At 70.7% G+C, this 25,633-nt stretch carries 22 protein-coding genes and 2 pseudogenes; 21 read left to right on the top strand and 3 right to left on the bottom strand.

All coding sequences use genetic code 11. The annotated features are described in order from the left end of the window. Positions 1 to 42 precede the first annotated feature (42 nt). The 9 genes from QM779_RS16895 (at position 43) to ispF (ending at position 8,668) form a co-directional block, all read left to right on the top strand. Positions 43 to 486, top strand: coding sequence for a transcriptional regulator GutM (locus QM779_RS16895; protein WP_428537692.1), 444 nt, complete (start codon positions 43 to 45; stop codon positions 484 to 486). 44 nt (positions 487 to 530) lie between these two features. Beyond that, entirely contained in the window at positions 531 to 1,829 is a 1,299-nt protein-coding gene (locus tag QM779_RS16900; protein WP_428537695.1) for an NAD(P)H-dependent oxidoreductase, read from the top strand. A 129-nt stretch (positions 1,830 to 1,958) separates the two neighbouring features. Next, positions 1,959 to 2,921, top strand: coding sequence for a sugar-binding transcriptional regulator (locus QM779_RS16905; RefSeq protein WP_428537698.1), 963 nt, complete (start codon positions 1,959 to 1,961; stop codon positions 2,919 to 2,921). 113 nt (positions 2,922 to 3,034) lie between these two features. After that, positions 3,035 to 4,036: a thiamine pyrophosphate-dependent dehydrogenase E1 component subunit alpha gene (locus QM779_RS16910; protein ID WP_428537701.1), complete on the top strand. Its 1,002-nt coding sequence runs from the start codon at positions 3,035 to 3,037 to the stop codon at positions 4,034 to 4,036. Further along, on the top strand, positions 4,033 to 5,091 hold the full coding sequence (locus QM779_RS16915; RefSeq protein WP_428537704.1) for an alpha-ketoacid dehydrogenase subunit beta: 1,059 nt from the start codon (positions 4,033 to 4,035) through the stop codon (positions 5,089 to 5,091). The genes QM779_RS16910 and QM779_RS16915 overlap by 4 nt, the downstream gene beginning before the upstream one ends. A 27-nt stretch (positions 5,092 to 5,118) precedes the next feature. Next, a complete protein-coding gene (locus QM779_RS16920; protein ID WP_428538489.1) occupies positions 5,119 to 6,372 on the top strand; it encodes a 2-oxo acid dehydrogenase subunit E2 in 1,254 nt (417 codons plus the stop codon). A 12-nt stretch (positions 6,373 to 6,384) separates the two neighbouring features. Then, entirely contained in the window at positions 6,385 to 7,383 is a 999-nt protein-coding gene (locus QM779_RS16925) for a sugar-binding transcriptional regulator (protein WP_428537707.1), read from the top strand. A gap of 56 nt (positions 7,384 to 7,439) precedes the next feature. Next, the gene (gene ispD, locus QM779_RS16930) at positions 7,440 to 8,204 is read left to right on the top strand and encodes a 2-C-methyl-D-erythritol 4-phosphate cytidylyltransferase (protein ID WP_428537710.1); all 765 of its coding nucleotides are present in this window, start codon (positions 7,440 to 7,442) and stop codon (positions 8,202 to 8,204) included. Next, positions 8,201 to 8,668 carry a 2-C-methyl-D-erythritol 2,4-cyclodiphosphate synthase gene (gene ispF / locus QM779_RS16935; RefSeq protein WP_428537713.1) on the top strand — a complete coding sequence of 156 codons (468 nt, stop codon included), beginning with the start codon at positions 8,201 to 8,203 and terminating at the stop codon, positions 8,666 to 8,668. Before ispD ends, ispF begins: the two co-directional genes overlap by 4 nt. Positions 8,669 to 8,777: 109 nt before the next feature. Here ispF and QM779_RS16940 read toward each other — a convergent pair whose 3' ends face one another. Next, positions 8,778 to 9,920 (bottom strand): neutral zinc metallopeptidase, encoded by a 1,143-nt coding sequence (locus tag QM779_RS16940; RefSeq protein WP_428537716.1) that lies wholly within the window; start codon positions 9,918 to 9,920, stop codon positions 8,778 to 8,780. Between the two features lie 385 nt (positions 9,921 to 10,305). On the opposite strand from QM779_RS16940, the pseudogene QM779_RS16945 reads away from it, so the two are divergent. The 3 genes and pseudogenes from QM779_RS16945 to QM779_RS16955 form a co-directional block, all read left to right on the top strand. Next, positions 10,306 to 10,806 (top strand): annotated as a pseudogene (locus tag QM779_RS16945) (DUF2207 domain-containing protein); the annotation flags it as partial. 620 nt (positions 10,807 to 11,426) lie between these two features. Beyond that, positions 11,427 to 11,999 (top strand): hypothetical protein, encoded by a 573-nt coding sequence (locus QM779_RS16950; RefSeq protein WP_428538522.1) that lies wholly within the window; start codon positions 11,427 to 11,429, stop codon positions 11,997 to 11,999. Positions 12,000 to 12,067: 68 nt separating this feature from the next. Continuing rightward, positions 12,068 to 13,036: a Gfo/Idh/MocA family protein gene (locus QM779_RS16955; protein WP_428537719.1), complete on the top strand. Its 969-nt coding sequence runs from the start codon at positions 12,068 to 12,070 to the stop codon at positions 13,034 to 13,036. Positions 13,037 to 13,042: 6 nt separating this feature from the next. Here QM779_RS16955 and QM779_RS16960 read toward each other — a convergent pair. Beyond that, positions 13,043 to 14,484: pseudogene (locus QM779_RS16960) on the bottom strand (glycine hydroxymethyltransferase). A 193-nt stretch (positions 14,485 to 14,677) separates the two neighbouring features. Here QM779_RS16960 and QM779_RS16965 point away from each other — a divergent pair. The 9 genes from QM779_RS16965 (at position 14,678) to QM779_RS17005 (ending at position 23,883) form a co-directional block, all read left to right on the top strand. Continuing rightward, positions 14,678 to 15,724, top strand: a complete 1,047-nt coding sequence (locus tag QM779_RS16965; RefSeq protein WP_428537722.1) for a LacI family DNA-binding transcriptional regulator — start codon at positions 14,678 to 14,680, stop codon at positions 15,722 to 15,724. A gap of 41 nt (positions 15,725 to 15,765) precedes the next feature. Then, positions 15,766 to 16,629 carry an ATP-binding cassette domain-containing protein gene (locus QM779_RS16970; RefSeq protein WP_428537725.1) on the top strand — a complete coding sequence of 288 codons (864 nt, stop codon included), beginning with the start codon at positions 15,766 to 15,768 and terminating at the stop codon, positions 16,627 to 16,629. A gap of 46 nt (positions 16,630 to 16,675) precedes the next feature. Continuing rightward, entirely contained in the window at positions 16,676 to 17,317 is a 642-nt protein-coding gene (locus tag QM779_RS16975) for an ATP-binding cassette domain-containing protein (protein ID WP_428538492.1), read from the top strand. Then, positions 17,314 to 18,342 (top strand): ABC transporter permease, encoded by a 1,029-nt coding sequence (locus QM779_RS16980; RefSeq protein ID WP_428537728.1) that lies wholly within the window; start codon positions 17,314 to 17,316, stop codon positions 18,340 to 18,342. The genes QM779_RS16975 and QM779_RS16980 overlap by 4 nt, the downstream gene beginning before the upstream one ends. A 351-nt stretch (positions 18,343 to 18,693) precedes the next feature. Beyond that, positions 18,694 to 19,389, top strand: coding sequence for an ABC transporter permease (locus tag QM779_RS16985; RefSeq protein ID WP_428537731.1), 696 nt, complete (start codon positions 18,694 to 18,696; stop codon positions 19,387 to 19,389). Between the two features lie 72 nt (positions 19,390 to 19,461). Further along, on the top strand, positions 19,462 to 20,517 hold the full coding sequence (gene rhaS / locus QM779_RS16990) for a rhamnose ABC transporter substrate-binding protein (RefSeq protein WP_428537734.1): 1,056 nt from the start codon (positions 19,462 to 19,464) through the stop codon (positions 20,515 to 20,517). 85 nt (positions 20,518 to 20,602) lie between these two features. Beyond that, on the top strand, positions 20,603 to 21,769 hold the full coding sequence (gene rhaI, locus QM779_RS16995) for an L-rhamnose isomerase (RefSeq protein ID WP_428537737.1): 1,167 nt from the start codon (positions 20,603 to 20,605) through the stop codon (positions 21,767 to 21,769). Positions 21,770 to 21,784: 15 nt separating this feature from the next. Then, entirely contained in the window at positions 21,785 to 22,123 is a 339-nt protein-coding gene (locus tag QM779_RS17000) for an L-rhamnose mutarotase (RefSeq protein ID WP_428537740.1), read from the top strand. Between the two features lie 248 nt (positions 22,124 to 22,371). After that, on the top strand, positions 22,372 to 23,883 hold the full coding sequence (locus QM779_RS17005) for a rhamnulokinase (RefSeq protein ID WP_428537743.1): 1,512 nt from the start codon (positions 22,372 to 22,374) through the stop codon (positions 23,881 to 23,883). A gap of 40 nt (positions 23,884 to 23,923) precedes the next feature. Here QM779_RS17005 and QM779_RS17010 read toward each other — a convergent pair whose 3' ends face one another. Beyond that, a complete protein-coding gene (locus QM779_RS17010; protein WP_428537746.1) occupies positions 23,924 to 25,573 on the bottom strand; it encodes a hypothetical protein in 1,650 nt (549 codons plus the stop codon). Between the last annotated feature and the right edge of the window lie 60 nt (positions 25,574 to 25,633).

A 25,633-nucleotide genomic window follows, 5' to 3' on the forward strand; every position in this document is an offset into this window, starting at 1 on the left:
GAGGCCCGATCCCATTCATTTCCCGGACGTGGAGGCCTGAACATGGACTGGCGTTTCCCCGCACTGCTCCTCGGCGCGATGGTGCTGTCCATCGTGCTGTCGCTGTGGCAGCACCGCCGCTACCTCGCGGTCCTCAACGAAATGGCGAAGGCCAACGCCGGTCGCTCGCTCAAGCTCGTCAGCGGACGCGGCAAGGGCCGTCTCCGTGGCGCCATCGTGATCCTCCTGATCGACCCGGCCGCCCGGCAGGTCGTCGACGCCAGGGTGATGACCGGCGCCACGATCTTCAGCACGCTGCGCCCGGCCCCCGAACTGCTGGGCCCCCTCGACGACGTGGTCGAGCGGACGACCGACAAGTACGTGCGACGCGCGATCGAAGCGGCGCTGGGGATGCTCCCCGGCGCGACCGCCGTCCCCGGCGCCCTCGCGGACGGTTCCGCGACCGGGCGGATCCGGATCCCCCGCGCGCAGGCCAGCCCGAGCTGAACCCCCACCAGGGCTGAGCACCGAAGAGAAGAGAGAGAACAGAAATGAGTTACACCCAGCGGCTCCTCGAACGCCAGCGCGAACTCGGCCACCCCGTTCGCGTCGGCGTGGTCGGCGCCGGCCAGATGGGCAGCGGCCTGATCGCCCAGATCGAGCGCGCGAAGGGCATGGAGGTGGCCGCCGTCGCCGACGTCGCCACCCAGCGCGGCGTGGACGCGTACACGAAGGCCGGACGCACCGACATCTCGGTGGAGACAGACCTGGCGAAGGCCGCGGAACTCGTCGATGCCGGCCGTGCCGTCGTGATCGACGACGGCCTCCAGATGCCGAAGCTCCCGGTCGACATCGTGCTGGAGGTCTCCGGAGTCCCCGAGATCGCCGCGCAGATCGCGTACGCGTCCCTGGTCGGCAAGAAGGACGTCGCGCTGATGACGGTGGAGGCGGACGTGACCGTCGGCCTGCTGCTGTCTAGCGTGGCCAACGCCGGGAATCAGGTCTACACGATCTGTCGCGGCGACGAGCCGGTCGAGTGCCTCAAGCTCGTGGAGTACGCCGAGGACCTCGGTCTCACCGTCGTGGCCGCGGGCAAGGGCAAGAACAACCCGAACCGGCCCACCGACGTGCCCGAGGACGTGGCAGAGGAGGCCGCCCGCAAGGGCATGAACCCGCGCATGCTGTGCGAGTTCACCGACGGCACCAAGACCCAGCTGGAGATGTGCGCGCTGTCGAACGCGACCGGCATCCCGATCGACGTCGCCGGCATGCACGGCCCGTCCTGCTCGGTCGACGAGCTGGCCACCAAGCTGCTCCCCGCCGCCGACGGCGGGATCCTGGCCCGCACCCCCGCCGTGGAGTACACGGTCGAGGGCGACGTAGCGCCCGGCATCTTCGTGGTCGTCCGCTCGGAGGACCCGGTGGTCACCCACGAACTCGACTACCTGAAGTTCGGCACCGGCCCGTACTACGCGGTGTACCGGCCGCACCACCTTGCATCGATCGAGGCGCACCTGTCGATCAGCGAGGCCGTGCTGAACCGCTCCGCCGACTTCCAGACGAAGACCTGGCGCTCCGAGGTGACGGCGAAGGCCAAGTTCGACCTCGCCGCGGGCACCGTGCTGGAGGGCATGGGCGGCCACCACGTCCACGGCTGGACGCTGGACGCCGACGACTCGTTCGCGATGAACGCCATCCCGATCGGGCTGGTCGCGGGCTGCACGCTGAAGCGGGACCTCAAGGCGGGGGAGACCCTGACCTACGACGACGTGGAGGTGGACGAGACCCGTCCGCTGGTCGCGATGCGGCGGTTGCAGGACGCCCTGCTTCGCACGCACGTCATCGGGTAGCCGACGGCCGCCTCCGGGCCGGGAAGCCGGCCCGGACGCGGTCCTCGATGCGGACACCTGCGCACTTTTGTGCAAGTAGGCTTTTCTCGTGGGGCGTGTCCGTCCCCGCCGAGAGGAATGCGAGGTCCGATGCCGGCTCCCCGAAGCCAGGACGTGCTGGTCAGGGCTGCGCGCCTGTACTACCTGGAGGACCGCTCCCAGGGGGAGATCGCCAAGACCCTCGGCCTGTCCCGCTCCAGCGTCTCCCGCATCCTCTCCGCCGCCCGCGAACAGGGGGTGGTGGAGGTACGGATCCACGACCCGGGCCTGGTCGGCCACGTCGCCGACCTCGAGGAGGGGCTCGTCGCAGCCTTCGGGGTGAAGACAGCCTTCGTCGTCCCGCGCCCACGGGGCCGGTCGCCGATCGAGGTGGTGGCACGGGCCGCCGCCCACATCTTCGAGGAGCGGTACCCCCGGATCACGTCCTTCGGGTTCAGCTGGGGCGCGATGATCGACCGGTTCGCCGGCTTCGTGGACGTCGAGCCGATCAATGCCGCGCTACGGATCTGCCCGCTGGTCGGCGGCCTCCCCTCGGACGCGGGCCCCGCGGGCAACACGTCGCTGGAAGTCCTGGCGGAGAAGCTCCGCGCGCTCTCGTTCCGGTTCGAGTCCCCCTCGGTGGTCGAATCGCCGGAGACCTGGTCCGCGCTGATGAAGGAGTCCGGGATCCGCGCGGCCATCGAGCGCGCCGCCGCCGTCGACCTGGCCTTCGTCGGGATCGGCTCGTTCGGCGTCCACAACTCCCGCCGGGTGGTGGCCGCCATGCACCTGAGCGAGTCGGAGGCCGCGCTGCTCTCCCGGCAGGCGCCGGCCGGGGACATCTGCGGCCGCTTCTACGACGTCACCGGGCGTCCGCTCGGCCTGCCCACCTCGCAACGGGTGATCGGGATCAGCGAGGAGCAGTTGGCCTCCATCCGCGGCGTGGTCGGCCTCGCGGCCGGAGTGGAGAAGGCCCTCGGCGTGGTGGGTGCGCTGCGCACCGGCACGCTGGACGAGATCGTCGTCGACGAGGACCTGGCCCGCGCCGTCCTCAACCTCGCGGGCGCAGAGTAGGACCGAGACCCACCCGGTCGGGATGGGTGCGGTGCGCGCCAAGCGATGCAAGAATATGCGTTATAGTCCCTCACAGGTGACAGAACTTGCGCTTCCTGACTAGGCTTGCGGCCGTGACTGCGGTGTCGGACAAAGCACAAGCGACCCAGGTCCTGCGGGACATGTGGCGGATACGTCTCTTCGAGGAAGCTGTCGAGGACCTCTACGGCCGGGGCATGATGCACGGCACCATGCACCTGTCGATCGGGCAGGAGGCCGTCCCGGTGGGGACGAGCCGCCACCTCGTCGACGGTGACGTGATCACCTGTACGCACCGGGGACACGGGCACACGATCGCCCGGGGCGCGGACCTCGGCCGGATGATGGCCGAACTCCTCGGTCGCGAGAACGGCTACTGCAAGGGCCGCGGCGGATCGATGCACATCGCCGACGTGGCCACGGGCAACCTCGGCGCGAACGGCATCGTGGGTGGCGGCCTCCCGATCGCGGCAGGGGCGGGGCTCTCCCAGAAGATGCGGGGCACCACGAACGTGACGGTCTGCGTCCACGGCGACGGCGCGGTCGGCGAGGGCGCCTGGCACGAGGCCATGGTGCTGGCGTCCATGTGGGACCTGCCGGTCGTGTTCCTGTGCGAGAACAACCAGTACGGCATGTCGCTGCCGAGCCTGGCCGCGTACAAGGTCGAGAAGCTCAGCGACAAGGCCGCGGGCTACGGCATGCCGGGCGAGACCGTCGACGGCAATGACGTCGAGGCCGTTGCCGAGGCGGTCGGACGCGCGGTCGAGCGCGCCCGCGCCGGCCAGGGCCCCAGCTTCGTCGACGCGGTCACCTACCGTTGGCGCGGCCACTCGAAGTCGGACAAGAACCTGTACCGCAGCAAGCAGGAGATCGCCGAGTGGAGGGAGAAGGACCCGATCCAGCGCTACACCCGCGAGGTCCTCGCCGCGGAGGTGCTGACCACCGACGAGATCGAGGCGATCCAGGCCGGCGTCCGGCAGGACATCCGGGACGCGGTCATCTTCGGCACCCGGGGCGAGGAGCCCACGGTGGAGGCGATGCTGGCCGGCGTCTACGCCCCCGACGACTACTTCGAGCAGCAGGAGGCCCGGGCATGACCGTCCAGGACGTGCAGTACCCGACCCAGACGCCCGCCACCGCGGCAGAGCAGGCCACCCGCTCGAACGAGCCGCGGACCATGACCTACGCGGAGGCGATCCGCGAGGCGATGGCGATCGCGATGGAGAACGATGACCGCGTCTTCCTGATGGGCGAGGACGTCGGCATCTACGGTGGCGCCTTCGGCGTCGAGAACGACCTGTACGAGCGGTTCGGCACCGAGCGGGTCCGCGACACCACGATCTCCGAGCTCGGCATCGTCGGCATGGGCGTCGGCGCGGCCCTCACCGGCATGCGCCCGATCGTGGAGATCCAGTTCTCCGACTTCGCCTGCCAGGCGATGGACCAGATCGTCAACCAGGCCGCCAAGATCCACTTCATGGTGGGCGCCCAGGCCGCCGTCCCCCTGGTGATCCGGGCGCCGGGCGGCTCCGGCACCGGCGCGGCCGCCCAGCACAGCCAGTCGCTCGAGGCGTGGTTCGCCCATATCCCCGGGCTGAAGGTCGTCATGCCGTCCAACGCGACGGACGCGGGCTCGCTGCTGCTGGCCGCGCTGAAGGACCCGAACCCCGTGATCATCCTCGAGCACAAGCTGCTCTACAAGCAGAGCTTCCAGGTGCCGGCGACCTTCCCCGAGGCGAGGCTGGGCGAGGGCCGGATCGAGCGCGAGGGCACCGACCTCACGATCGTCGCCACGTCCGTCGAGGTGCAGCGGGCCGTCGAGGCGGCCGAGCGGCTGGCCGGCGAGGGCATCAGCGTGGAGGTGATCGACCCGCGGACGATCCGTCCGCTCGACACCGAGCTGATCCTGTCCTCGGTGGAGAAGACCGGACGCGTCCTGCTCGTGCAGGAGGCGGTGAAGTTCGGCGGGTTCATGGCCGAGGTCTCCGCGGCGATCACCGAGTCGCGGGCGTTCGGCGCCCTCCAGGCGCCGGTGCGTCGCCTGTGCGGGCTGGACACCCCGATCCCGTACAACCCCAACCTGGAGAAGGCGAGCGTCCCGCAGGTCGACGACATCGTCCGCGAGGCCACCGCCCTCGTGCGGGAGTGGTGAGCAGCGATGCCCCGTGTTCCCCTGAACATGCCGAAGATGTCCATGACCATGGAGTTCGGCACGATCGTCGAGTGGCTGGTCGGCGTCGGAGACAAGATCTCCAACGGTGACGCCGTCGTCGTCGTGACCACCGACAAGGTCGACATGGAGGTCGAGGCCACCTTCGACGCCGTGCTGGAGGAGATCGTCGCCGGCGAGGGGGCCCAGCTCCCGGTCGGCGAGCCGATCGCCTACCTGCAGACCGAGGCCGAGGACCTGCTGGGTGACCTGTTCGCCGCGCCGCCGGCCCCGGACGCCGCACCGGCGGACGCCGTTGCACCGGTCGCTTCCGCGGAGGCTCCTGCCGAGCCGGTTGCGACGGGCTCGGGCTCGGGCGCCGGCGAGGCCGTGCGGGCCGTGCCGCTCGCCCGCCGGATCGCCGCGGAAGCCGGCCTCGACCTCACCACCGTCACGGCGTCCGGTCCCGCCCGCACGATCAGGGCGAGGGACGTCCGCGACGCGATCGCCGACCGTGGTCGCACACCGGCCGCCGCTCCCGCGCCGGCGCAGAAGCCTGCTCCTGTGGCCCCGGGCGCGCCGGTCGCCGCCGCGCCGGTGGCCACCCGGAACGGCGAACTGCTCGGCGACGACAAGGTGCGCCGGATGCGCGTGGCCACAGCCAACGTGATGAACGGCAGCGCCCTCGTCCCGCAGTTCACGGTCTTCCGGGTGCTCGACCTGGGCCGGCTGGCCCGGGCGAGGGAGACCTCGCTGAAGGGGGTCAGCTGGACGTCGATCCTCGTCCGCGCCTACGCGCTCGTCCTGCGGGAGACCCCGCAGCTGAACGGCTACTGGGTGGGCGACGGCGTACAGGGCAACGAGCAGGTCGGCGTCTCGCTGGCCGTCGACACGCCCCAGGGCCTGTTGGCGCCGGTGGTGCGCAACCCGGATCGGCTCACGCTGCGTGAACTCGACCGCACGATCCGGGAGCTCGCGGAGTCCATCAAGGCCGGCCGGATCGACCCGAACCTGTTCGCGGGCGGTACGGGGACGGTGTCGAACCTCGGCGGCATGGGGGTCGACCGGTTCAACGCGCTGCTCACCCCGCCCCAGGCCACGGCGCTGTCGCTGGGACGCGTCGGCCGCAGGCCCACGGTGGATGCCGACGGCGAGCTCGCGGTGCAGATCGCGTGCGAGGCCGGGCTCACCGTCGACCACAGGGCAGCGGACGGGGCGGACGCTGCGCGGGCGCTCGAGCTGATGCAGACGTTCCTCGCCGACCCGGTGCTGCTCCTGGCCTGACGAGGAGGAGAGATGCCGTCGAACCGGTCGCTCGACGCCCTCGTCGCCGCGGCCCGGATGTACTACGAAGAAGGACGCTCGCAGCGCGATGTCGCCCGCGCCCTCGGCCTGTCCGAGTCGGCCGTTTCGCGGACCCTCGCGGCTGCCAGGGACGCGGGCGTCGTCCGGATCGTGATCCACGACCCGAGGCTGCTCGTGGACCGCGTCCCCCGGCTGGAGGCGCGACTGGAGGAAGCCTTCGGTCTGTCCAGCGCCTGGGTGGGCACCGGCGCGAGCGACCTCGGACCGACGGAGGTGGTCGCCCGGCTGGGAGCGCAGCTGTTCGCCGACCGGCTCTGGTCGACGCGCAGGGTCGGCCTGAGCTGGGGCAGCACGATCAGCAGGCTGGTCGAGGTGATCGAGGCGCAGCCCGCCTCGCCGGAGCTCGAACTGCTCCCGCTGGTGGGCGGCTCGTCCGCGCTCGACACCGCCCCCTCCGGCACGACATCGCTGTACACGCTCGCCCAGAAGCTCGGCGTGCGGGCCCGCCGGATCGACGCGCCGGCGATCACGGAGTCACCCGAGACCTGCGCGGCGATCCTGCGCGAGTCGACCGTCCGCGGCGCCCTCGACCTTGCCGCCACGGCCGACACGGCCTGGGCGGGGATCGGCTCGGTCGGCGTCCCCGGGGGGAGCAGCGAGCGGCTGCTGGCCGCCATGCGACTCTCTGCGGACGAGGTCGCCCAGGTCAGGGCGGAGAACCCCGCCGGTGATTTCTGCGGCCGGTTCTTCGACGACGAGGGGAAGCCGCTGGCCGGCCCCACCTCGACGCGTGTGATCGGCATCGACTTCGACGCGCTCCGCGCGGTGCCGACCGTGGTCGGACTGGCGGGAGGGATGGGCAAGGCGCGGGGAGTGCTCGCCGCGCTGCGCACGGGCGTCATCGACGTCGCCGTCCTGGACGCCGAACTCGCCGACGAGGTGCTGCGCCGCCACGCCGCGGCGCCGCGGGGGGCGGGCCGCGTCCGCTGACGGTCCCGGTGGGGCCGATGCCGGCCTGCGGCCGGTGGACGCCTATACTTCCCTGCGTGTCTGAACCCGTGGTGGCCGTCGTCGTCGCTGCCGGTCTGGGCCGGAGGTTCGGCGGGACCAAGCCCAAACCCACCCTGCGCATCCTCGGCCGCGCCGTCGTCGCCGTCGCCGTGGAGGGCCTCGCGGCCGGCGGCTGCACCGACGCCGTTGTCGTGATCAACGGCAAGGTTTCGGGGGCGTTCAAGGCTGCGCTGGCCGGTTCTCCGATCCCCGTCATCACCACCCCGGGTGGCGAGACCAGGCAGCAGTCGGTGCAGCGGGGCCTGGACGTCGTCCGCACGCACCCGCGGCTCTCGAAGGCGAAGGTCGTGCTGGTCCACGACGCCGTGCGTCCGATGATGCCCGCCTACGTGATCGAGAACGTGATCAACGCCGTCCGCGACGGCGCGGTGGCGGTGACCCCTGTGGTGCCGGTGACCGACAGCATGCGGGTCGTGCCGAACGGGGACGAGGCGGAGAACGAGCCGTTCGACCGCGCCAAGCTGCGCGCCGTCCAGACGCCCCAGGGTTTCGACCTGGACGTGCTGCTGGACAGCCACGACCGGATGGCGAGGGACGGGATCGAGTTCACCGACGACGTGTCGGCGTGCGAGCAGAACGGCCACAAGGTCACGCTCGTGCCGGGGTCGCGGATGGGCATGAAGATCACCGAGCCGGCCGATCTCACGATCGCCCGCGCGCTGTGGCGCGTCCGGGCCAGCCTCGGGCACCACTCCGGCAAGCGGTTCTGGCGGCAGTGGAAGAAGGAGCTGAGCCGGTGAGGACCGGCATCGGGACGGACACGCACGCGTTCGCTCCCGGCGTCCCGCTGTGGGTGGCGGGCCTGCACTTCCCCGATGAGCCGGCCGGCCTGGCCGGGCACTCCGACGGCGACGTCGCCGCCCACGCGGCCTGCGACGCGCTGCTCTCCGCCGCGGGTCTGGGCGACCTGGGCAGCAACTACGGCACCGACCGACCCGAGTGGGCGGGCGCGAGCGGGGTCGCGTTCCTCACGGAGACCGCGGCCCGCGTCCGCGCCGCCGGCTACCGGATCGAGAACGTCGCGGTCCAGGTGATCGGCAACCGTCCACGCCTGGCCGCCCGCAGGGCGGAGGCCGAAGCCGTCCTCAGCGCGGCCGTCGGCGCCCCGGTCACGGTCTCGGGCACCACCACGGACGGCCTCGGCCTGACCGGCCGCGGCGAGGGCCTCGCCGCCATCGCCACCGCGCTCCTCGCCCCCGCCTGAGTCCTGCCCGGGACGGCACGAGGGGACGGTTCCTTCGTGCCGGGTCCGAAAGAACCGTCCCCTCGTACCGCGTGGAACGATGGGGACGGTTCCTATCGTGCCGCCGGGGTCAGCGCACCGAACTCGTGGGCGCGGTGTAGGTGTTGCACTTGCCCATCAGGGTGTTGGCCTGCCCGGTGAGGAACCACGCCTTGCGGGACCTCCCCAGCCCGTGGTCGCCCTGGATGGCGGCCTGCCCGCTGAGCACGTCGTCGCCGAGGTTGTAGAACACGTCCCCGAGGTTGGTCAGGTCTGCGGCGGTGAGGCCGGACGATGGCCCGACGGCTTCAGTGAACATGCCGGAGAAGCAGTCGGCCTGCACCTCCAGGCGGCGGGAGTAGACCTTGGCCTGGGCGCTGGACACCTTCTGCTCGAAGGCCATGGACGAGATCAGGATGCCGGTCCTGGCCTGGATCGTGTGGCCGAACTCGTGGGCGAGGACCGACTCGACGACGAACGGGTCCTGCTGCTGGTCGGCGGGGAAGATCTTCCACAGCGGCCTGGCGTAGTAGATGCGCTGGTCGGCGGCGCAGTAGACGGCGTTGACATCGTCCAGCTTGCCGCAGCCCGTGGTGATCGGCTCGGTGTACACGGTGACCGGCGGACGCGGCAGTTCGAAGCCGGCGTTCTCCAGCGGTCCGGACCACACCTGCCACAGGCAGGCGGTCAGCTCGTTCAGGTGGGTGGTGAGCTCGGTCACCGACGCCGTCGTCATGTCGATCCTCGGCACCCGGCAGTCGGTGGGGACGGGCGCGGACTGGTCGTACACGGCGTTGTTCGTCAGCCAGGTCTCTGCCTCGTCGTAGGTGGTCGGCTGCGGGAGGTCGGGCGGGTTGGTGTCCGGGGCGGGGACGTTCTGCGTCGGCGCTGTGGTCGGTGACGTCGTCTGAGTGGTCCCCGGCGTGGCCACGTCCTCGTCACCACCGTTGAGGTAGTGCAGCAGGGCGAACGCGAAGAAGGCGATGCCCACCACCAGCACGAGGCCGAGGACCAGGCTGCCGAAGGGACTCTTCCTCGGACCGCCGGGCGGGTAGGCACGGTTCGGCGGGGCGAACGTCCCCGGCTGGCCGTAGGACGGCTGGCCGAACGGTGCCTGGGGGACGCCGGCCGCCGGTGGGCTGACCGGCCGGGTACTGCTGGCCCGTCGGGTACTGCTGGCCCGTCGGGTACTGCTGGCCCGCCGGGTACTGCTGGCCCGCCGGGTACTGCCCATAGGCCTGGACGGGCTGTCCCTGCCCGTAGGCCTGCGGGGGCTGCCCCTGCCCCTGGGGCTGCTGGCCCCACGCCTGGGTGCCGCGGTTCCAGTTCTGCTGGGGCCACTGCTGGCCCTGGTTCCCCCACTGCTGCGTCACGGCGCCAGCCTAAACGCTGCACTCGCCGCAGCGGCAGGGGGTCAGCCCCGGCGCGGCACGTTAGGAACCGTCCCCAGCGTGCCGGGGGAACGATGAGGACGGTTCCTAACGTGCCGCTTTCGGGGGTCTGTCCCGGTGTGCGGCGACTGGAAGGTTCCTGAACGGCGTGGAATCGACCCTGTGGCGCGGAGGCGGCGCGCCACTAGTCTGTTGCCAGTCCTGCACAGGTGAACGGGGGAGTGGGCCATGGGTGTGACCCTGAACGGATGGCGGCGAGGGGCGGCGGTCATCGTCGGAGCTGTCGCGTTGCTGGCCTGTTTCGCGCCGTCGGCGCACGCGGCCGACCAGGTGAGCACCTATGCGGTGAAGGCGACGGTCAACGCCGACGGGACGCTCGCGGTGGTGGCCACGATCACGTTCGACGGCACGGCTCCCGCCGACGTCCAGCAGGTGTTCGACACCACCACCCGCACCGCGGACCGGATGGAGTACCGCTACACCCTCAGCGACGTCACCGCGACCAGCGACGGCAAGGACCTCGGCGCCAGGGTCAGCACTGCGGCGACCACGACCACGGTGGACGTGCCCACCGGCGGCGCATCGTCGATCGTGCTCGGCTACACAGTGCACGGCGCCGCACTGTCCACCCCCGACAACACCACGACGATCAGCTGGCCGCTGCTGCAGGGGCTCGACCTGCCGGTGGCCACCTTCGACGCCGAGATCGCCGTCCCGGCCCAGTTCACACTGATCGACTGCGCTGCGGGCGACCCGTCCGCGCCCGGCGCGTGCACGTACTACGCGGGCGGCACCCACGACAGCCCGAGCCCGACGTTCCACCACGAGGGCGCCACGGCCGGGCAGGTGGTCGTTGCCACCCTGCGGTTCCCATCCAGCGCCGTCGCGGCCAACCAGGACGTCCGCGAGCTCTGGTCGCTCGACAAGGCCTTCTCCGCGGCGCCCCTGCCGCTCGGCGACCGCGCTCGGGTTGCTGCTCCTCGGCGGCCTCGCCCTGTGGCAGTTGCACCGCAGGATCGGAAGGGACGCCGCCGTCGGCGTGGCCCCCACGCTGGTCGCGGAGTTCCACCCGACCGGCAAGGACGAGAGCGAGTTCCGCGTCCTCGACGGCGTGCGGCCGGGCGAGGTCGGCACCCTGATCGACGAGCGCGTCGACCCCGTGGACGTCACCGCGACCGTCGTCGACCTCGCCGTCCGCGGCCACCTCACGATCACCGAGCTGCCCAGGGAGTCCCCCCACGCCCCGGTGGACTGGACGTTCACCCGGCGCGAGGGCACGGACACCCTGTTCGTCTACGAGCGGACGCTGCTGGACGCTGTCGCGCCCGTCCAGGGCGATCCGGTGCAGGGTGTCGAACCTGGCCGGCAGCGTCGGCGCGGTCATCGGGCAGGTGCAGTCGGAGCTGTACGACGAGGTCGTCGAGCGCGGCTGGTTCGTCCGGCGTCCGGACAGCACGCGCAACCGGTATGCGCTGCTCGGCTGGATCGTCCTTGCCGCCGCCCTCGTGATCACGATCGTCCTCGTGGCGACGTCGCGGTTCGGCCTCGCTGGGCTCGCGCTGATCGCGACCGCCCTCGGCCTGGTCTTCCTCGCCCAGGACATGCCCGCGCGCACGGCCAAGGGCACCGGAGTGACTCGGGGGCCTGGAAGATCCTGCGGGGCAACCTGCTCACCGAGCCGGTGGGGACGCTCCCGAAGGGCGGCACCTACGCGCAGGTGTCCGTCGATCCTGCCCTATGCGATCGTGCTCGGCGGCAAGGAGCGCTGGCTGCAGGCCATCGCCGACTCGGACGAGGACGAAACCCCGGACCCGACCGACCTCGACTGGTACCACGGCCCCGAGGGCTGGCACCTCGACCACCTCCCGGCCTCGCTCGCGAACTTCATCACCACCGTGCAGGGGACCCTGTTCAGCCGCTGAGGCGCCTGCCAGTCGGGGGAGGGCCGCAGCCCCGGCAGCCCTGTCCCGTCGGCGAAGGAGGGAGTCGGATGCTGAGGTTCGCCACCATCGGCACCAGCTGGATTACCACCCAGTTCGCGGACGCGGTCGCGCGCGTCCCCGGGGTGGAGGTGGCGGCCGTCTATTCGCGGGATGCGGGCCGCGCCGAGGCGTTCGCCGGCCGACTCGGTGTCGCCGCCTGGAGTGATGATCTGGAGGCCCTGCTGGCCTCCGGCGACGTGGACGCGGTCTACGTCGCCTCGCCCAACGCCACCCACGCACGAGCAGGCCTGAGGCCGCTCTGCAAGCCGGCCGCCACGTGCTGGTGGAGAAGCCGGCCGCGCTCGACGGCGGCGGAGTTCGAGCGCCTCGCGGCGGTTGCGAACGCGGCGGGGCTGGTGCTGCTCGAGGGCATGCGGACCGCCTACGACCCGGGCACGGCCCGCGTCCGTGACCTGCTGGGCGAGCTCGGGACGCTGCGCAGGGTGTCGCTGCGGTACGCCCAGCGTTCGTCGCGCTACGACCAGGTCCTCGCCGGCGAGCGGGTGAACATCTTCGACCCTGCGATGGGCGGTGGGGCGCTGAACGACCTGGGCATCTACTGCGTGGGTGCGCTGGTGGACCTCTTCGGCGAGCCCGAGCGGGTGCTCGCGGCCACCGTCCCCGTCGCCTCGGGCGCGGACGGCGCGGGCGCGGCGCTGGCGGTCTACCCCGGCCTCGTCGTGGACGTCAGCTGGTCGAAGATCACCGCGTCCGACGTGCCCAGCGAGGTGCAGGGAGAACGGGGGACGCTGGTGATCGACCACCTCCCGGCCCCGCGGCACCTCGAGGTGCGCCTGCTGGACGGGGGCAGCGAACTGGTCGAGCTCGCCGTCGAGCCGTTCGACCTGCGCTACGAGGTCGAGCGGTTCGCCGCGCTGTGCGCCGGCACCGCGGACGCATCACGCGACCACCGGCGCACGCTCGCAGCGTTGCGCACGATGGACGCGATCCGCGCGGCGGCCGTCCCGGCCGGGTGAGGAGGCTCAGACCTCCAGGCCCGGGTACAGCGGGTTCGCGTCCAGCAGTTCGGCGGACGCGGCGCGCGTCCGCTCGGCCACGCCGTCGGCGAGGGTGTACTTCGCCTTGCCGGGCGTCCCGGCGGCGGTGGCGACCGGAGTGGTGGCCTTCAGCACGCCGGTGATCAGGTCCGCGACGGTGTCGAACTCGTCCGTTCCGAAGCCGCGGGTGGTCAGCGCGGGCGTGCCGATCCGGACGCCGGTCGTGTACCAGGCGCCGTTGGGGTCGCGGGGGACCGAGTTGCGGTTGGTCACGATGCCGGCGTCCAGCAGCGCCGACTCGGCCTGGCGTCCGGTGAGGCCGAAGGAGCCGACGTCGAGCAGGACGATGTGGTTGTCGGTGCCGCCGGTGACGAGGTTCACGCCCCGCTTCAGCAGGCTGTCGGCGAGGGTCTTGGCGTTGTCGGCCACCTTCTGCGCGTAGGTCTGGAAGGACGCCTGCCGGGCCTCGGCGAAGGCCACGGCCTTGGCGGCCATGATGTGGCTCAGCGGGCCGCCGAGCACCATCGGGCAGCCGCTTGTCGACGCTCGGCGCGTACTCGGCCGTGGCCAGGACGAAGCCGCCGCGCGGGCCGCGCAGCGACTTGTGGGTGGTGGACGCGACCACGTCCGCGTAGCCCACAGGGTTGTCCTCGCCCGTGAACACCTTGCCGGCGACCAGACCCGCGAAGTGCGCCATGTCGACGAACAGCGTCGCGCCGACTTCGTCGGCGATCTCGCGCATCTTCGCGAAGTTCACCCGCCGCGGGTAGGCCGAATAGCCGGCCACCAGGATCAGCGGCTTGAACTCGCGCGCATCGGCAAGCAGTTGGTCGTAGTCGATCAGCCCGGTGGCCGGGTCGGTCCCGTAGGAGTGCTGGCGGAACATCTTGCCGGAGATGTTGTGCCGGAAGCCGTGGGTGAGGTGGCCGCCCGCGTCCAGCGCTCATGCCCATCACCCGCTGCTGGTTGAAGGTCGCGCGCAGGGCCTCCCAGTCGTCCTCGGAGAGGTCGTTGACGGTCTTCGCGCCGAGGCGCTCCAGCGTCGGGCTCTCCACGCGGTGGGCGAGGATCGACCAGTACGCGACGAGGTTGGCGTCGATGCCTGAGTGCGGCTGGACGTACGCGTACTCGGCGCCGAACAGCTCGCGGGCGTGCTCGGCCGCGACGCTCTCGACCGTGTCGACGTTCTGGCAGCCGGCGTAGAAGCGGTGCCCGATGGTGCCCTCGGCGTACTTGTCGCTGAGCCAGGTGCCCATCGTCATCAGCACGGGCAGCGACGCGTAGTTCTCGGAGGCGATCAGCTTCAGGGACGCGCGCTGGTCGGCCAGCTCGGCGCGGGTGGCGTCGGCGATGCGCGGCTCGATGCCCTCGATGACGCCGAGGATCTGGCTGTAGACGGACGATGCGGTGCGGGCGAGATCGGTCAAGGGACGCTCCTGGAGTCGGTGACGCCCAACTCTATCGACACCCCGTCGCCGCAGCCCGGTGGCGCGAAACGGGACCCGTCCCCGGTTCCGCGCCGCCCGCGTGACCGCTCTCGGACCACGCTCTCGGAGTGAGACGGTTCAATGAGACGTTTCTTGTGATCTAATCGTGACCAACCCAGCGCGAGGTGGTCAGATGCCCCCCAAGAACTCCGTCAGCATGCGCGATGTCGCCGTGCTCGCCCAGGTCTCCGTGGGCACGGTCTCCAACGTGTTGAATTCCCCCGAGCGGGTCTCCGAGGCCACCCTGCGGCGGGTCAGGGACGCGATCGACAAGCTCGGCTGGGTGCCCAACGAGTCCGCCCGGCAGCTGCGGGCGGGCCGCAGCCGCTCGATCGGCATGATCGTCATGGACATCGCCAACCCGTTCTTCACCGATCTCGCCCGCGGCGCGGAGGCCGTGCTGTACGCAGGGCAGTACTCCGTCCAGATGGGCAACAGCGACCAGGACGCGGCCCGCGAGCTCACCCTGCTGGAGCGGTTCGAGCAGCAGCGCGTCGGCGGCGCGCTGTTCGCGCCGATCGAGGAGGGCACGGAGCGGGCCCTGCGGCTGCGCCAGCGCGGGATCCCCGTGGTGATCGTGGACAGGGCCAGCGGGAGTGCCGACTTCTGCTCCGTCGGGGTCGACGACCTCGCCGGTGGCAGGCTGGCCGGCCAGCACCTGCTCGACCAGGGCCACCGCAGCCTCGCGTTCGTCGGTGGCCCGAGTTCGCTGGCCCAGGTGCGGGACCGCAGGGCGGGGCTGGAGCTCGCGGTCGAGCAGGCGGACGGAGACGTCTCCCTGCTGGCCGTCAGCACACCGGGGCTCACCCTCGAAGCGGGCGTCAGCACCGCGGGGGAGATCGCCGCGTTGCCGTCGGCCGAGCGCCCGACAGCGGTGTTCGCCGCCAACGACCTGCTCGCGATCGGCCTCCTGCAGGGCTTCGTCACCGCCGGCCTGCGGGTGCCCGATGACGTGGCGATCATCGGCTACGACGACATCGCCTTCGCCGCGGCCGCGGCCGTCCCGCTGTCCTCGATCCGACAGCCCAGTGCCGAGATCGGACGCCGGTCCGCTGAATTGCTGCTGGCCGAGATCGAGGCCGCGGATGCCGGACGTCCGCACCGCCACGAGGCCGTCCGGTTCACCCCCCAGCTGATCGCCCGGCGCTCCACGCAACCCCGCAAGCCACGCAAGGGTTGACACGACACGCTCCCCATCGGGTATCGTCTTGAATCGTTCGCATGGAACGTTTCAACAGCCAATGGAGGCAGCCGGTGGACAGCACCACAGCAGCGCCGGTACTGGAGCTCAGGGATGTGTCGAAGAGCTTCGGTGCGGTGGTCGCACTGCGGAGGGCGGACCTGAGCCTGAGGGCCGGCTCCATCCACGCTGTCGTCGGTGAGAACGGTGCGGGCAAGTCCACGCTGGTCAAGATCATGGCCGGCCTCTACCAGCGCGACACGGGCACGTTCGAGATGGACGGTGATCCGGTCCACTTCCGAACGACCGCGGACGGCCAAGGCCGCCGGCATCGCCGTGATTTACCAGGAGCCGACGCTGTTCCCCGACCTGTCGGTGACGGAGAACGTGTTCATGGGCCGCCAGCCGGTGGGCCGGTTCGGCCGGATCGACAAGGCGCGCGATGCGCGCGGAGGTCGTCGAAGCTGATGAACCGCCTCGGCGTCCGGATCGACCCGGACCGCCTGACCGACGGCCTCTCGATCGCCGACCAGCAGATCATCGAGATCGCCAAGGCGATCTCCCTCGACGCCCGTGTCCTGATCATGGACGAGCCCACCGCCGCCCTCTCCGGGGTCGAGGTCGAGCGGCTGTTCACGGTCGCCCGCAGCCTGCGCGACGAGGGTCGCGCGCTGATGTTCATCAGCCACCGTTTCGACGAGGTATTCGGGCTGTGCGACACCGTCACCGTGATGCGGGACGGCACCTACATCTCGACCTCGGCGATCGCCGACACCACCGAGGCAGAGATCGTCCGGCTCATGGTCGGCCGCGAGGTCACGGAACTGTTCCCGAAGATTCCCGCGGAGATCGGCAAGCCGCTGCTCGAGGTGAAGGGCCTGGGCATGCCCGGCGCCTTCGCATGACATCAGCTTCACCGTCCGTTCCGGCGAGATCGTCGCGCTCGCCGGCCTGGTCGGCGCCGGACGCAGCGAGGTCGCCCGTGCGGTGTTCGGCGTGGACCCCTACGAGTCCGGCCAGGTCCGCCTCGACGGCGACGGCGCTGCCCGAAGCAGAACCCCTACGCGTCGATGCAGGCGGGCCTCGCGCTGGTCCCGGAGGATCGGCGCAAGCAGGGCCTCGTCATCGATGCGACGTCGCGACCAACATCACCGACGCGATCCGGCCCAGCCTGACGAAGTTCGGACTGGTCACCACCCGCAGGGAGAACCCGAGGCGCAGCTGTGGGCCCGCAAGCTGGAGGTGAAGACCGCGGCACTGGACGCCGTGGCCGGCACCCTCAGCGGTGGGAACCAGCAGAAGGTCGTGCTGGCCAAGTGGCTGGCCGCCAACCCCAAGGTGCTGATCATCGACGAGCCCACCCGCGGCATCGACGTCGGCACCAAGTCCGAGGTGCACCGGATGATGTCGGAACTCGCGGGCATGGGCCTGGCGATCCTGATGATCTCCTCCGAACTGCCCGAAGTGCTCGGCATGGCCGACCGCGTCCTCGTCATGCACGAGGGCAGGATCACCGCCGACATCCCCCGGGCGGAGGCGACGCCGGAGACGGTGATGTTCGCGGCCACCCACACCAACGAGGAGGCCCTGTGAGCACCGCTGTTGCCGCACCGGCGCAGCCGGGGATCGGTTCCCGCCTGGCCGGCCTGGCCCGTTCCCGTGAGGCGGGGATCTTCCTCGTCCTCGCGCTGGTCGTGCTGGTCACCACGCTGAAGAACCCGGACTTCCTGTTCAGCGGGGACGGCTGGCGCAACCTGCTGCTCAACCCGTCCATCGTCGCGGTGGTGGCGATCGGCCAGGCCGTGGTGATCATCAGCCGCAACGTGGACCTGTCGGTGGGTTCGATCGTCGGTCTGACCGCCTACCTGGTCGGCAGCCTGTTCGTGGCGGTGCCCGGCTTGCCCGTCCCCCTGGTGTTCGTGATCGGCATCGTCTTCGGCGGCCTGCTCGGCGCGATCAACGGGGCGCTGGTCGCCTTCGGCAAGGTACCCGCGATGGTGATCACCCTCGGCACGCTGTACGCGTTTCGCGGCATCAACGTCGCCTGGACCGGCTCCAACCGGATCAACGCCTCCGACATGCCCGAGTCCTTCCTCAACCTGGGCACCCAGCAGTTCCTCTCGATCCCGGTCCTGACCATCCTCGCCGTCGTGATCCTCCTCGTGGTCGCCTGGTACATGAACAACACCAGGGGCGGACGCGAGTTCTACGCGATCGGCTCCGATCCGGACGCGGCCGAGCTGTACGGCCTGGCCAAGACCAAGCGCGTCCTGATCGCGTTCGTGGCCAGCGGCGCGGCGTCCGGTCTGGCCGGGGTGCTGTACGTGGCCCGCTACGGGACGGTGAACTCCCAGGTGGGCGACGGCTTCGAGCTGCAGGCGATCGGCGCGGCCGTGATCGGCGGCGTCGCGATCGTGGGCGGCAGCGGGACGGTGCTCGGCGCGGTCTTCGGCGCCTACCTCCTGCTCACCATCAACAGCGCCCTGCCGGTGCTCGGCATCCCCGACTTCTGGCAGCGGGCCGTGGTCGGCGCACTGATCCTCGGCGCGATCGTGCTGGACCGCGTGCTGGCCGTGCGCCAGTCGAAACGACTTCACGAGGAGAGGAGTGCGGTATGAGCACGCTCACCAGTGACCGTCCCGACGCCGGTCCCCGCACCTACGCCGACTTCGGCCGCCCGGCCTGGCGGCGGATCCTGTTCAGCAGGGAGATGGCGATCATCGCGCTGCTGGTCGTCGTCGTGCTGGTCGCCGCCCTGCGCGTCCCCAAGTTCGCCACCCCGGTGACGCTGGGCTACCTGCTCTCCGACATCACCCCGCTGCTGTTCATCGCCCTCGCCATGGCGCCGGTCATGATCACCGGCGACATCGACCTGTCGGTCGGCTCGATGGTGGGCCTGAGCAGCGTCGTGGTCGGGCTCGTGCTCCCAGGCGGGCCTGGGCATCCCGGTCGCCATCGTCGCCGCCCTCGTGGTCGGTGCCCTGGGCGGGATCGTGAACGGCCTGCTGGTGACGAGGGTGGGGCTCCCGGCCCTCGCGGTCACGATCGGCACGCTCGCCCTGTACCGGGGGATCGCGGTCGGCCTGCTCGGCACGACGGCGATCACCCAGTTCGACAAGTGGTGGACGGCGCTCGTCAAGGCGCGGATCGGCAGCACCGGCATCCCCGTGGTGATGATCCTCTTCGTCGTGCTGCTGGCCGCGTTCGTGGTGATGCTCCACTTCACCCCGTTCGGACGGGGCGTGTTCGCGATCGGCCTGAGCAAGGACGCCGCCGCCTTCTCCGGCGTCAACGTCCAGCGCACCCGGCTCGTCCTGTTCGTCCTTTCGGGGCTCATGTCCGCGCTCGCCGGCGTGTACTACGCCCTGTACTACAACTCCGCGCGCGGCGACAACGCGACCGGGCTCGAGCTCCAGGTGATCGCGGCCGTCGTCCTCGGCGGCGTCTCCGTGTGGGGCGGACGCGGGGCGCTGCACGGCGTCGTCGCCGGCGTCCTGCTGATCGGCGTCCTGTCCAAGGCGCTGCAGTTGGTCAACATCACCTCCGACGTCGTCAGCATCATCACCGGCGTCCTGCTCGTCCTGTCGGTGATCGCCGGCAGCGTCGTGGCCTGGGCGCAATCCAGACGGGTGCGGCCCGCGACCGCGTCCGTGAAGACCTCCTGATGGAAACCGGGGCTCGCCCCACCCACACCGTCGGTCCCAACGTGGGGCCCGACCAGAACGAAAGGATCACCCATGATGCTCGGTAAGTCCCGTCTGGGACTGCGTGCGTTGGCTGCGGTGGCGGCGTCGAGCCTGCTGCTGGCGGGTTGTTCGTCGGCGGCGACGTCGACGTCTCCGGCAGCGTCGGAGGCGGCGTCCTCTGCTCCTGCGGCGAATCTGACCATGACGTTCCTGCCGAAGAACCTCGGCAACGCCTACTTCGACACCTCTTACAAGGGTGTGCAGGCCGCGGCCGGTGTGCTGGGCGCCACGGTCAACCAGGTCGGCCCGGCGAAGGGTGATGACCCGGCCGGTCAGGTGTCCTACATCAATACCGCGACCCAGCAGCAGGTGGGTGCGCTGCTGGTCTCGGCGAACGACAAGTCGGCGATCTGCGACTCGCTGAAGGAGGCGATGACCGCGGGGGTGAAGGTGGTGACGTTCGACTCCGACACCGAGGCCGACTGCCGTGACCTGTTCATCAACCAGGCGACCGCCGATGGCATCGCGAAGGTGCAGGTCGACATGATCGCCGACCAGATCGGTGATTCCGGGGAGATCGCGATCCTGTCGGCCTCGGCCAACGCGACGAACCAGAACGCGTGGATCGAGATGATGAAGGCCGACCTGGCGGCGAACCACCCGAACATCAAGCTGGTGGACACCGTGTACGGCAACGACGACGACCAGACCTCGTTCGACAAGACCTCGGCGTTGCTGCAGTCGCACCCGAACCTGAAGGGCATCATCTCCCCGACCACGGTCGGTATCGCCGCTGCGGCCCGTTACCTGTCGAAGTCGGATTCCAAGGGCAAGGTTGCGCTGACCGGTCTGGGCACCCCGAACCAGATGCGCGAGTACGTCAAGGACGGCACCGTGACCGAGTTCGCGCTGTGGAACCCGCAGGACCTGGGCACCCTGGCCACCTACGCGGCCGCGGCCCTGATCAAGGGCGAGATCACCGGTGCGGAGGGTGACAAGTTCACCGCCGGCGACCTGGGCGAGTTCACCGTCGGGGCGGACAAGACCGTCCTGCTCGGCCAGCCCTACAAGTTCAACAAGGACAACATCGACCAGTTCGACTTCTGAGTTGAACCCGTGGTGCCCGGCCCCCGCGGCCGGGCACCACGAACCCACCCCCCTACCGAGAGACCCGAAGAAGAGAAGCCCCGAGATGACGACATTCGCAGAAATCACAGACCAACTGGCCGTGCAGGCCATCGAGCTGCCCTCCTGGGCGTTCGGCAACTCGGGGACCAGGTTCAAGGTGTTCGGCACCCCGGGCACTCCGCGCGACCCGTGGGAGAAGCTGGCCGACGCCGCGCAGGTGCACAAGTTCACAGGTCTCGCCCCGACGGTCGCCCTGCACATCCCGTGGGACAAGGTGGACGACTACGCCGCCCTCGCCGCCCACGCGAAGGACCTGGGCGTCGCGTTGGGCACGATCAACTCCAACACGTTCCAGGACGAGGCGTACAAGTTCGGCTCGCTGACCCACGTCGATCCGGCCGTCCGCCAGAAGGCGATCGACCACCACCTCGAGTGCATCGACATCATGGACGCGACCGGCTCCCGCGACCTGAAGATCTGGCTGGCCGACGGCTCGAACTACCCGGGCCAGGCCGACCTGCGCGGGCGCCAGGATCGGCTCGCCGACTCGCTGGCCACGATCTACGACCGGCTCGGCCCCGCGCAGCGGCTGGTGCTGGAGTACAAGTTCTTCGAGCCGGCGTTCTACCACACCGACGTGCCCGACTGGGGCACCTCGTACGCGCAGTGCGCGGCCCTGGGCGAGAAGGCGATGGTCTGCCTCGACACCGGCCACCACGCGCCGGGCACGAACATCGAGTTCATCGTCATGCAGCTGTTGCGGCTGGGCAAGCTGGGCTCGTTCGACTTCAACTCCCGCTTCTACGCCGACGACGACCTGATCGTGGGCGCGGCCGACCCGTTCCAGCTGTTCCGGATCCTCTACGAGGTGATCCGCGGCGGTGGCTACGGCCCCGACTCCGGCGTTGCGTTCATGCTCGACCAGTGCCACAACGTCGAGGACAAGGTCCCCGGGCAGATCCGCTCCGTCCTCAACGTGCAGGAGATGACGGCCAAGGCGATGCTCGTCGACCACGATGCGCTGGCCGCCGCGCAGGCCGCCGGCGACGTGCTGGGCGCCAACGGGATCCTGATGGACGCGTTCTACACCGACGTCCGCGCCGACCTCGCCGCGTGGCGGGAGTCCCGCGGCCTGCCGGCCGACCCGATGGCCGCGTTCGCCGCGTCCGGCTACCTGGGCAAGATCGCCGCCGACCGCGTCGGCGGCACCCAGGCCGGCTGGGGCGCCTGAGCCCCGGAGACCACGATGGCGAGGTACTGCCTGCTGGGCCACGTCGACCCGGCGAAGCTGGACGAGTACAGGGCGCGGCACGCCGCCGTGTGGCCAGAGCTGCTGGTCGCGCTCAGGGACGCCGGCTGGCGCAACTACTCGCTGTTCCTGCGCCCGGACGGCCTGCTGATCGGCTACTGCGAGGCCGACGACCTGGACGAGGCGCAGCAGCGCGTCGCCGCCACGGAGATCAACGCGAAGTGGCAGGCGGAGATGGCGCGCCTGTTCGCGTCCGAGGGCGCCCCCGACGAGGCCTGGGAGCGGATCGAGGAGGTCTTCAACCTCGAGGACCAGCTCGAGGCTGCCGGCCGCTGAGGTCGCGGGGCCGCGGCTCCGCGGCCGGCCGCCCGGACGCTGGCCGTCCCACCCGTCACCCCGGTCGCGTTTGCTCCCGAAAGGCGGCCTTGCTCCCCGGATTCCGGGAGCAAGGCCGCCTTTCGGGAGCAGGAACGGCGCTCGCGCGCGGCGACGAGCGGCCTTGACGGCGCCGCGGGCGGGCCAGTAGGCTATGAAACGATTCAACACGTCTCGAAGGAAGGAGCGGCGATGGAGCTGGTTCTGCAGTGGCCCGCGATGCCGGGGCCGGCCCGGTGACCGCCCGCTACTTCGCCGCTGTCGACCTCGGTGCGTCCAGCGGACGCGTGATCCTCGGCAGGCTCGAGGACGGACGCTTCGAGCTCAGCCAGACCGGACGGTTCGGCAATGGCCCCGTCGAGGCCACGGACGGCATCCACACCGACGCGAGCGGCCTGTTCGCCCACGTCCGGGCGGGCATCGAGGCGGCGATCGAGGCGTCCGGTGGCGCGCTGGAGTCGGTGGGCGTGGACACCTGGGGTGTCGACTACGGACGCGTGGACGCCGCGGGTGAGCTGCTCGAGGCACCCTTCCACTACCGCGACGACCGGACGCTGGGCGTGCCGGAACTCGTCTTCGCCGGGCTGCCCGCCGAGGAGCTGTACGCGGCCGCCGGGCTGCAGGTGATGGCGTTCAACACGCTCTTCCAGCTGGTCGCGGCCCGCGAGGACGACCGGTGGGGCGAGGTCGCGCGGGTCCTGCTGATGCCCGACCTGATGTCCTACTGGCTGAGCGGACGCGAGGTCGCGGAGGTCACGATGGCCTCCACCACGGGGCTGCTCGACGTCGCGTCCCGCACCTGGTCGGCGTCCACCTGCGCGCACCTCGCCGACAGCTACGGCCTGCCGGTGCCCCGGGTCCTGCCGGAGCTGGTCGAGCCCGGCACGATCCTCGGCCCGACCAGGGACGGGTTGTTCTCGCGCCCCCTGCAGGTCGTGGCGGTCGGGGGCCACGACACCGCCTCGGCAGTCGCGTCCATCCCCGCCCGCGGCACCGACTTCGCGTTCATCTCCTCGGGGACGTGGTCGCTGGTCGGCCTCGAACTCGAGCAGCCGGTGCTCAGCCCGGAGAGCCGGGCGGCCGACTTCACCAACGAACTGGGCATCGACGGCACCGTCCGCTACCTCAAGAACGTGATGGGCCTGTGGGTGCTGAGCGAGAGCGTCCGCACCTGGCAGGCCGCCGGACGTGACGTCGAACTCCTCCCGCTCCTGGAGGCCGCCGCGGACCGTCCCGGTCTGGCCTGCGTCCTGGACATGACCGACGACCGCCTGCTGCCCCCCGGTGACATGCCGTCGCGGTTGCGGACGATGGCCGCCGAGACGGGCCAGGACCTGCCCGACGACCCGGTCGCGATCTGCCGCTGCATCCTCGACTCGCTCGCGCTGGCCTACCGCAACGCGATCCGCACGGCCTGCGCGCTGGCGGGACGCGAGGTGGGCGTCGTCCACGTGGTCGGCGGCGGCTGCCAGAACACGCTGCTGTGCCAGCTCACCGCGGAGGCCACCGGCCTGCCGGTCGTCGCGGGGCCCGCGGAGGGCACGGCGCTGGGCAACCTGCTGGTCCAGGCCCGCGCGTGCGGGGCGTTGAGCGGCGACCGGACGGCGCTGCGCGAGGTGGCGATCGCGTCCTCAGAGCTCACGACCTACCGTCCCGGAGTGCTGCCGATCGGGCCCCGGGACTGGGACGACGCCGAACGCAGGGCCCGCGCCGGACGCTGACGCCGGCACGCCCGGCCAGCGGGCGTACCGGCGTCAGCGTTCAGGCGAGGTCGGTGAGCACCTCTCCGGCCAGGTGCACCTGGTAGCCCATTGCCGCGAACATCGCGGCCTTGGCGGTGAGGGCCGCATCGGCCGTGGCGGCGTCCGGGGCGTAGGCCACGTTGAGGTGGTTGGCCTTGTGGCGGGCCATCAGCTGGTCGCGGTCGACACCGTGCAGGACGGCGTTCATGATCGGCCACTCCTTGTTGGTGGAGTCCAGCCGGCGCTGCACCTCTGCTTCGGGCATCTCGATGCAGGTGCCGCGACCGAGGTCGACGTGCAGGACCCCGTCCATGATGAACACGCGCGACCAGACGATCTCACCGGGCTTCGAGACGCCCGAGAGGGTCGCGCCGCCGAGCGGGAAGAAGTAGTAGCTCTGCCGGTAGGCGTGGGCCTTGTCGTAGCCGCCCAGGTGGGACGCAGGGACGGAGCCGGAGATCTCCAACACCCAGACGAACTGGCCCTCCCAGTCGTCGCCCCAGCGGACGTCGTGCAGGGTGGTCGCCGGGTCGAGGCCCATCGCCGTCCACACCCGGTTGGTGACCAGCGCGTCGATCGCCACGCCCTGGTCGACCTCGTTGGCACACGGGACGGGAGCGCCCTCGTACAGCACCCGCGAGCCGTCCCGCGAGGTCACCGGGGGACGCTCGACGTTGTTCAGCAGCCCCTCGACCAGGTCGGACGCGGGCACCATGTCCTTCAGGCCCTGCTGGTACTGGATGCCGACCACGTCTGCGCCGAAGTCGTCGGCCATCCGGACGGCGGCGACGTACATCTTCAGTTGGGAGTGCACCTGCTCGTCGGTCAGGTTCTCCTTCCAGTCGCCGTCGTTGTCGATGTGGAAGGTCATGCCGGCCTCGTCCAGCCACGCGCGGACGGCGTTGGCCTCCTCGTCGGTGACCTTGTTCATCTCGGCGACCAGCGCGCTCTGGGAGAGGCGCTCCTTGTAGATGCCGGCCGGGTTCATCAGCTCGTCGTCGATCAGGGCGTTGTACATGCCCATGCAGTACTCGTCGAAGACAGCGATGATCGCCTTGTCGGCCTTCAGCTGGGCGGCCAGCGCCTCACCGAGCGCCTTCTCCTCGCTGTCGGGCAGCGCGGGCAGGTCGCGGACGTGGGAGGTGTCGTGGACGATCGCGCCGGTCTCCAGCCACTCGGCGAGCTTCGTCCGCGCCCACTCGTCGGTGAAGTCCTTGCTCCACAGGGTGGCGTGGGGGATGCCGGCCTTCACCATCGAGCCGTGCAGGTTCAGCATGCCGACCAGGCCGGGGAAGTCGCCGGCGAAGTTGGCGACCAGCAGGATCGGGCCGGTGTGCGAGCGCAGGCCGTGCAGGACGTGGTGGCTGTACTGCCAGACGGCCTCCACGACGACCAGCGGGGCGTCGGTGGGGACGTTCTTGAACACCTCCATGCCCCGGCGCTGGCTGTCGATGAAGCCGTGGCCGGTGGCCGGGTTGACGCCGTGGGCGCGCTGGACGCTCCACCCCAGCGACTCCACGGCGGCGGCGAACTCACCCTCGACCTGCCGCTGCATGTCCCAGGTCTTCACGTTGGTGGTCAGGCGCAGGTCGCCGTTCGCGATCGTGTAGACGGTCTTCGGCTCTGCGGCCGGACGCGGGGCGATCTCCGGCATGCGATAGGTGGTCACAGCTCACTCCTTGGTCGGGTTCTCACTCATCGCCGAAGCCCCGCGCACCACGCTGAACGA

This window comes from Propionicimonas sp. (assembly GCF_049840635.1).
In the GTDB taxonomy this organism is placed as follows: domain Bacteria; phylum Actinomycetota; class Actinomycetes; order Propionibacteriales; family Propionibacteriaceae; genus Propionicimonas.

Coding starts and splice junctions, on each gene's coding strand:
- QM779_RS16895 (WP_428537692.1), top strand. CDS start 43: ATGGACTGGCGTTTCCCCGCACTGCTCCTCGGCGCGATGGTGCTGTCC.
- QM779_RS16900 (WP_428537695.1), top strand. CDS start 531: ATGAGTTACACCCAGCGGCTCCTCGAACGCCAGCGCGAACTCGGCCAC.
- QM779_RS16905 (WP_428537698.1), top strand. CDS start 1,959: ATGCCGGCTCCCCGAAGCCAGGACGTGCTGGTCAGGGCTGCGCGCCTG.
- QM779_RS16915 (WP_428537704.1), top strand. CDS start 4,033: ATGACCGTCCAGGACGTGCAGTACCCGACCCAGACGCCCGCCACCGCG.
- QM779_RS16920 (WP_428538489.1), top strand. CDS start 5,119: ATGCCGAAGATGTCCATGACCATGGAGTTCGGCACGATCGTCGAGTGG.
- QM779_RS16925 (WP_428537707.1), top strand. CDS start 6,385: ATGCCGTCGAACCGGTCGCTCGACGCCCTCGTCGCCGCGGCCCGGATG.
- QM779_RS16940 (WP_428537716.1), bottom strand. CDS start 9,920: ATGGGCAGTACCCGGCGGGCCAGCAGTACCCGGCGGGCCAGCAGTACC.
- QM779_RS16955 (WP_428537719.1), top strand. CDS start 12,068: ATGCTGAGGTTCGCCACCATCGGCACCAGCTGGATTACCACCCAGTTC.
- QM779_RS16965 (WP_428537722.1), top strand. CDS start 14,678: ATGCCCCCCAAGAACTCCGTCAGCATGCGCGATGTCGCCGTGCTCGCC.
- QM779_RS16970 (WP_428537725.1), top strand. CDS start 15,766: ATGGAACGTTTCAACAGCCAATGGAGGCAGCCGGTGGACAGCACCACA.
- rhaS (WP_428537734.1), top strand. CDS start 19,462: ATGATGCTCGGTAAGTCCCGTCTGGGACTGCGTGCGTTGGCTGCGGTG.
- rhaI (WP_428537737.1), top strand. CDS start 20,603: ATGACGACATTCGCAGAAATCACAGACCAACTGGCCGTGCAGGCCATC.
- QM779_RS17000 (WP_428537740.1), top strand. CDS start 21,785: ATGGCGAGGTACTGCCTGCTGGGCCACGTCGACCCGGCGAAGCTGGAC.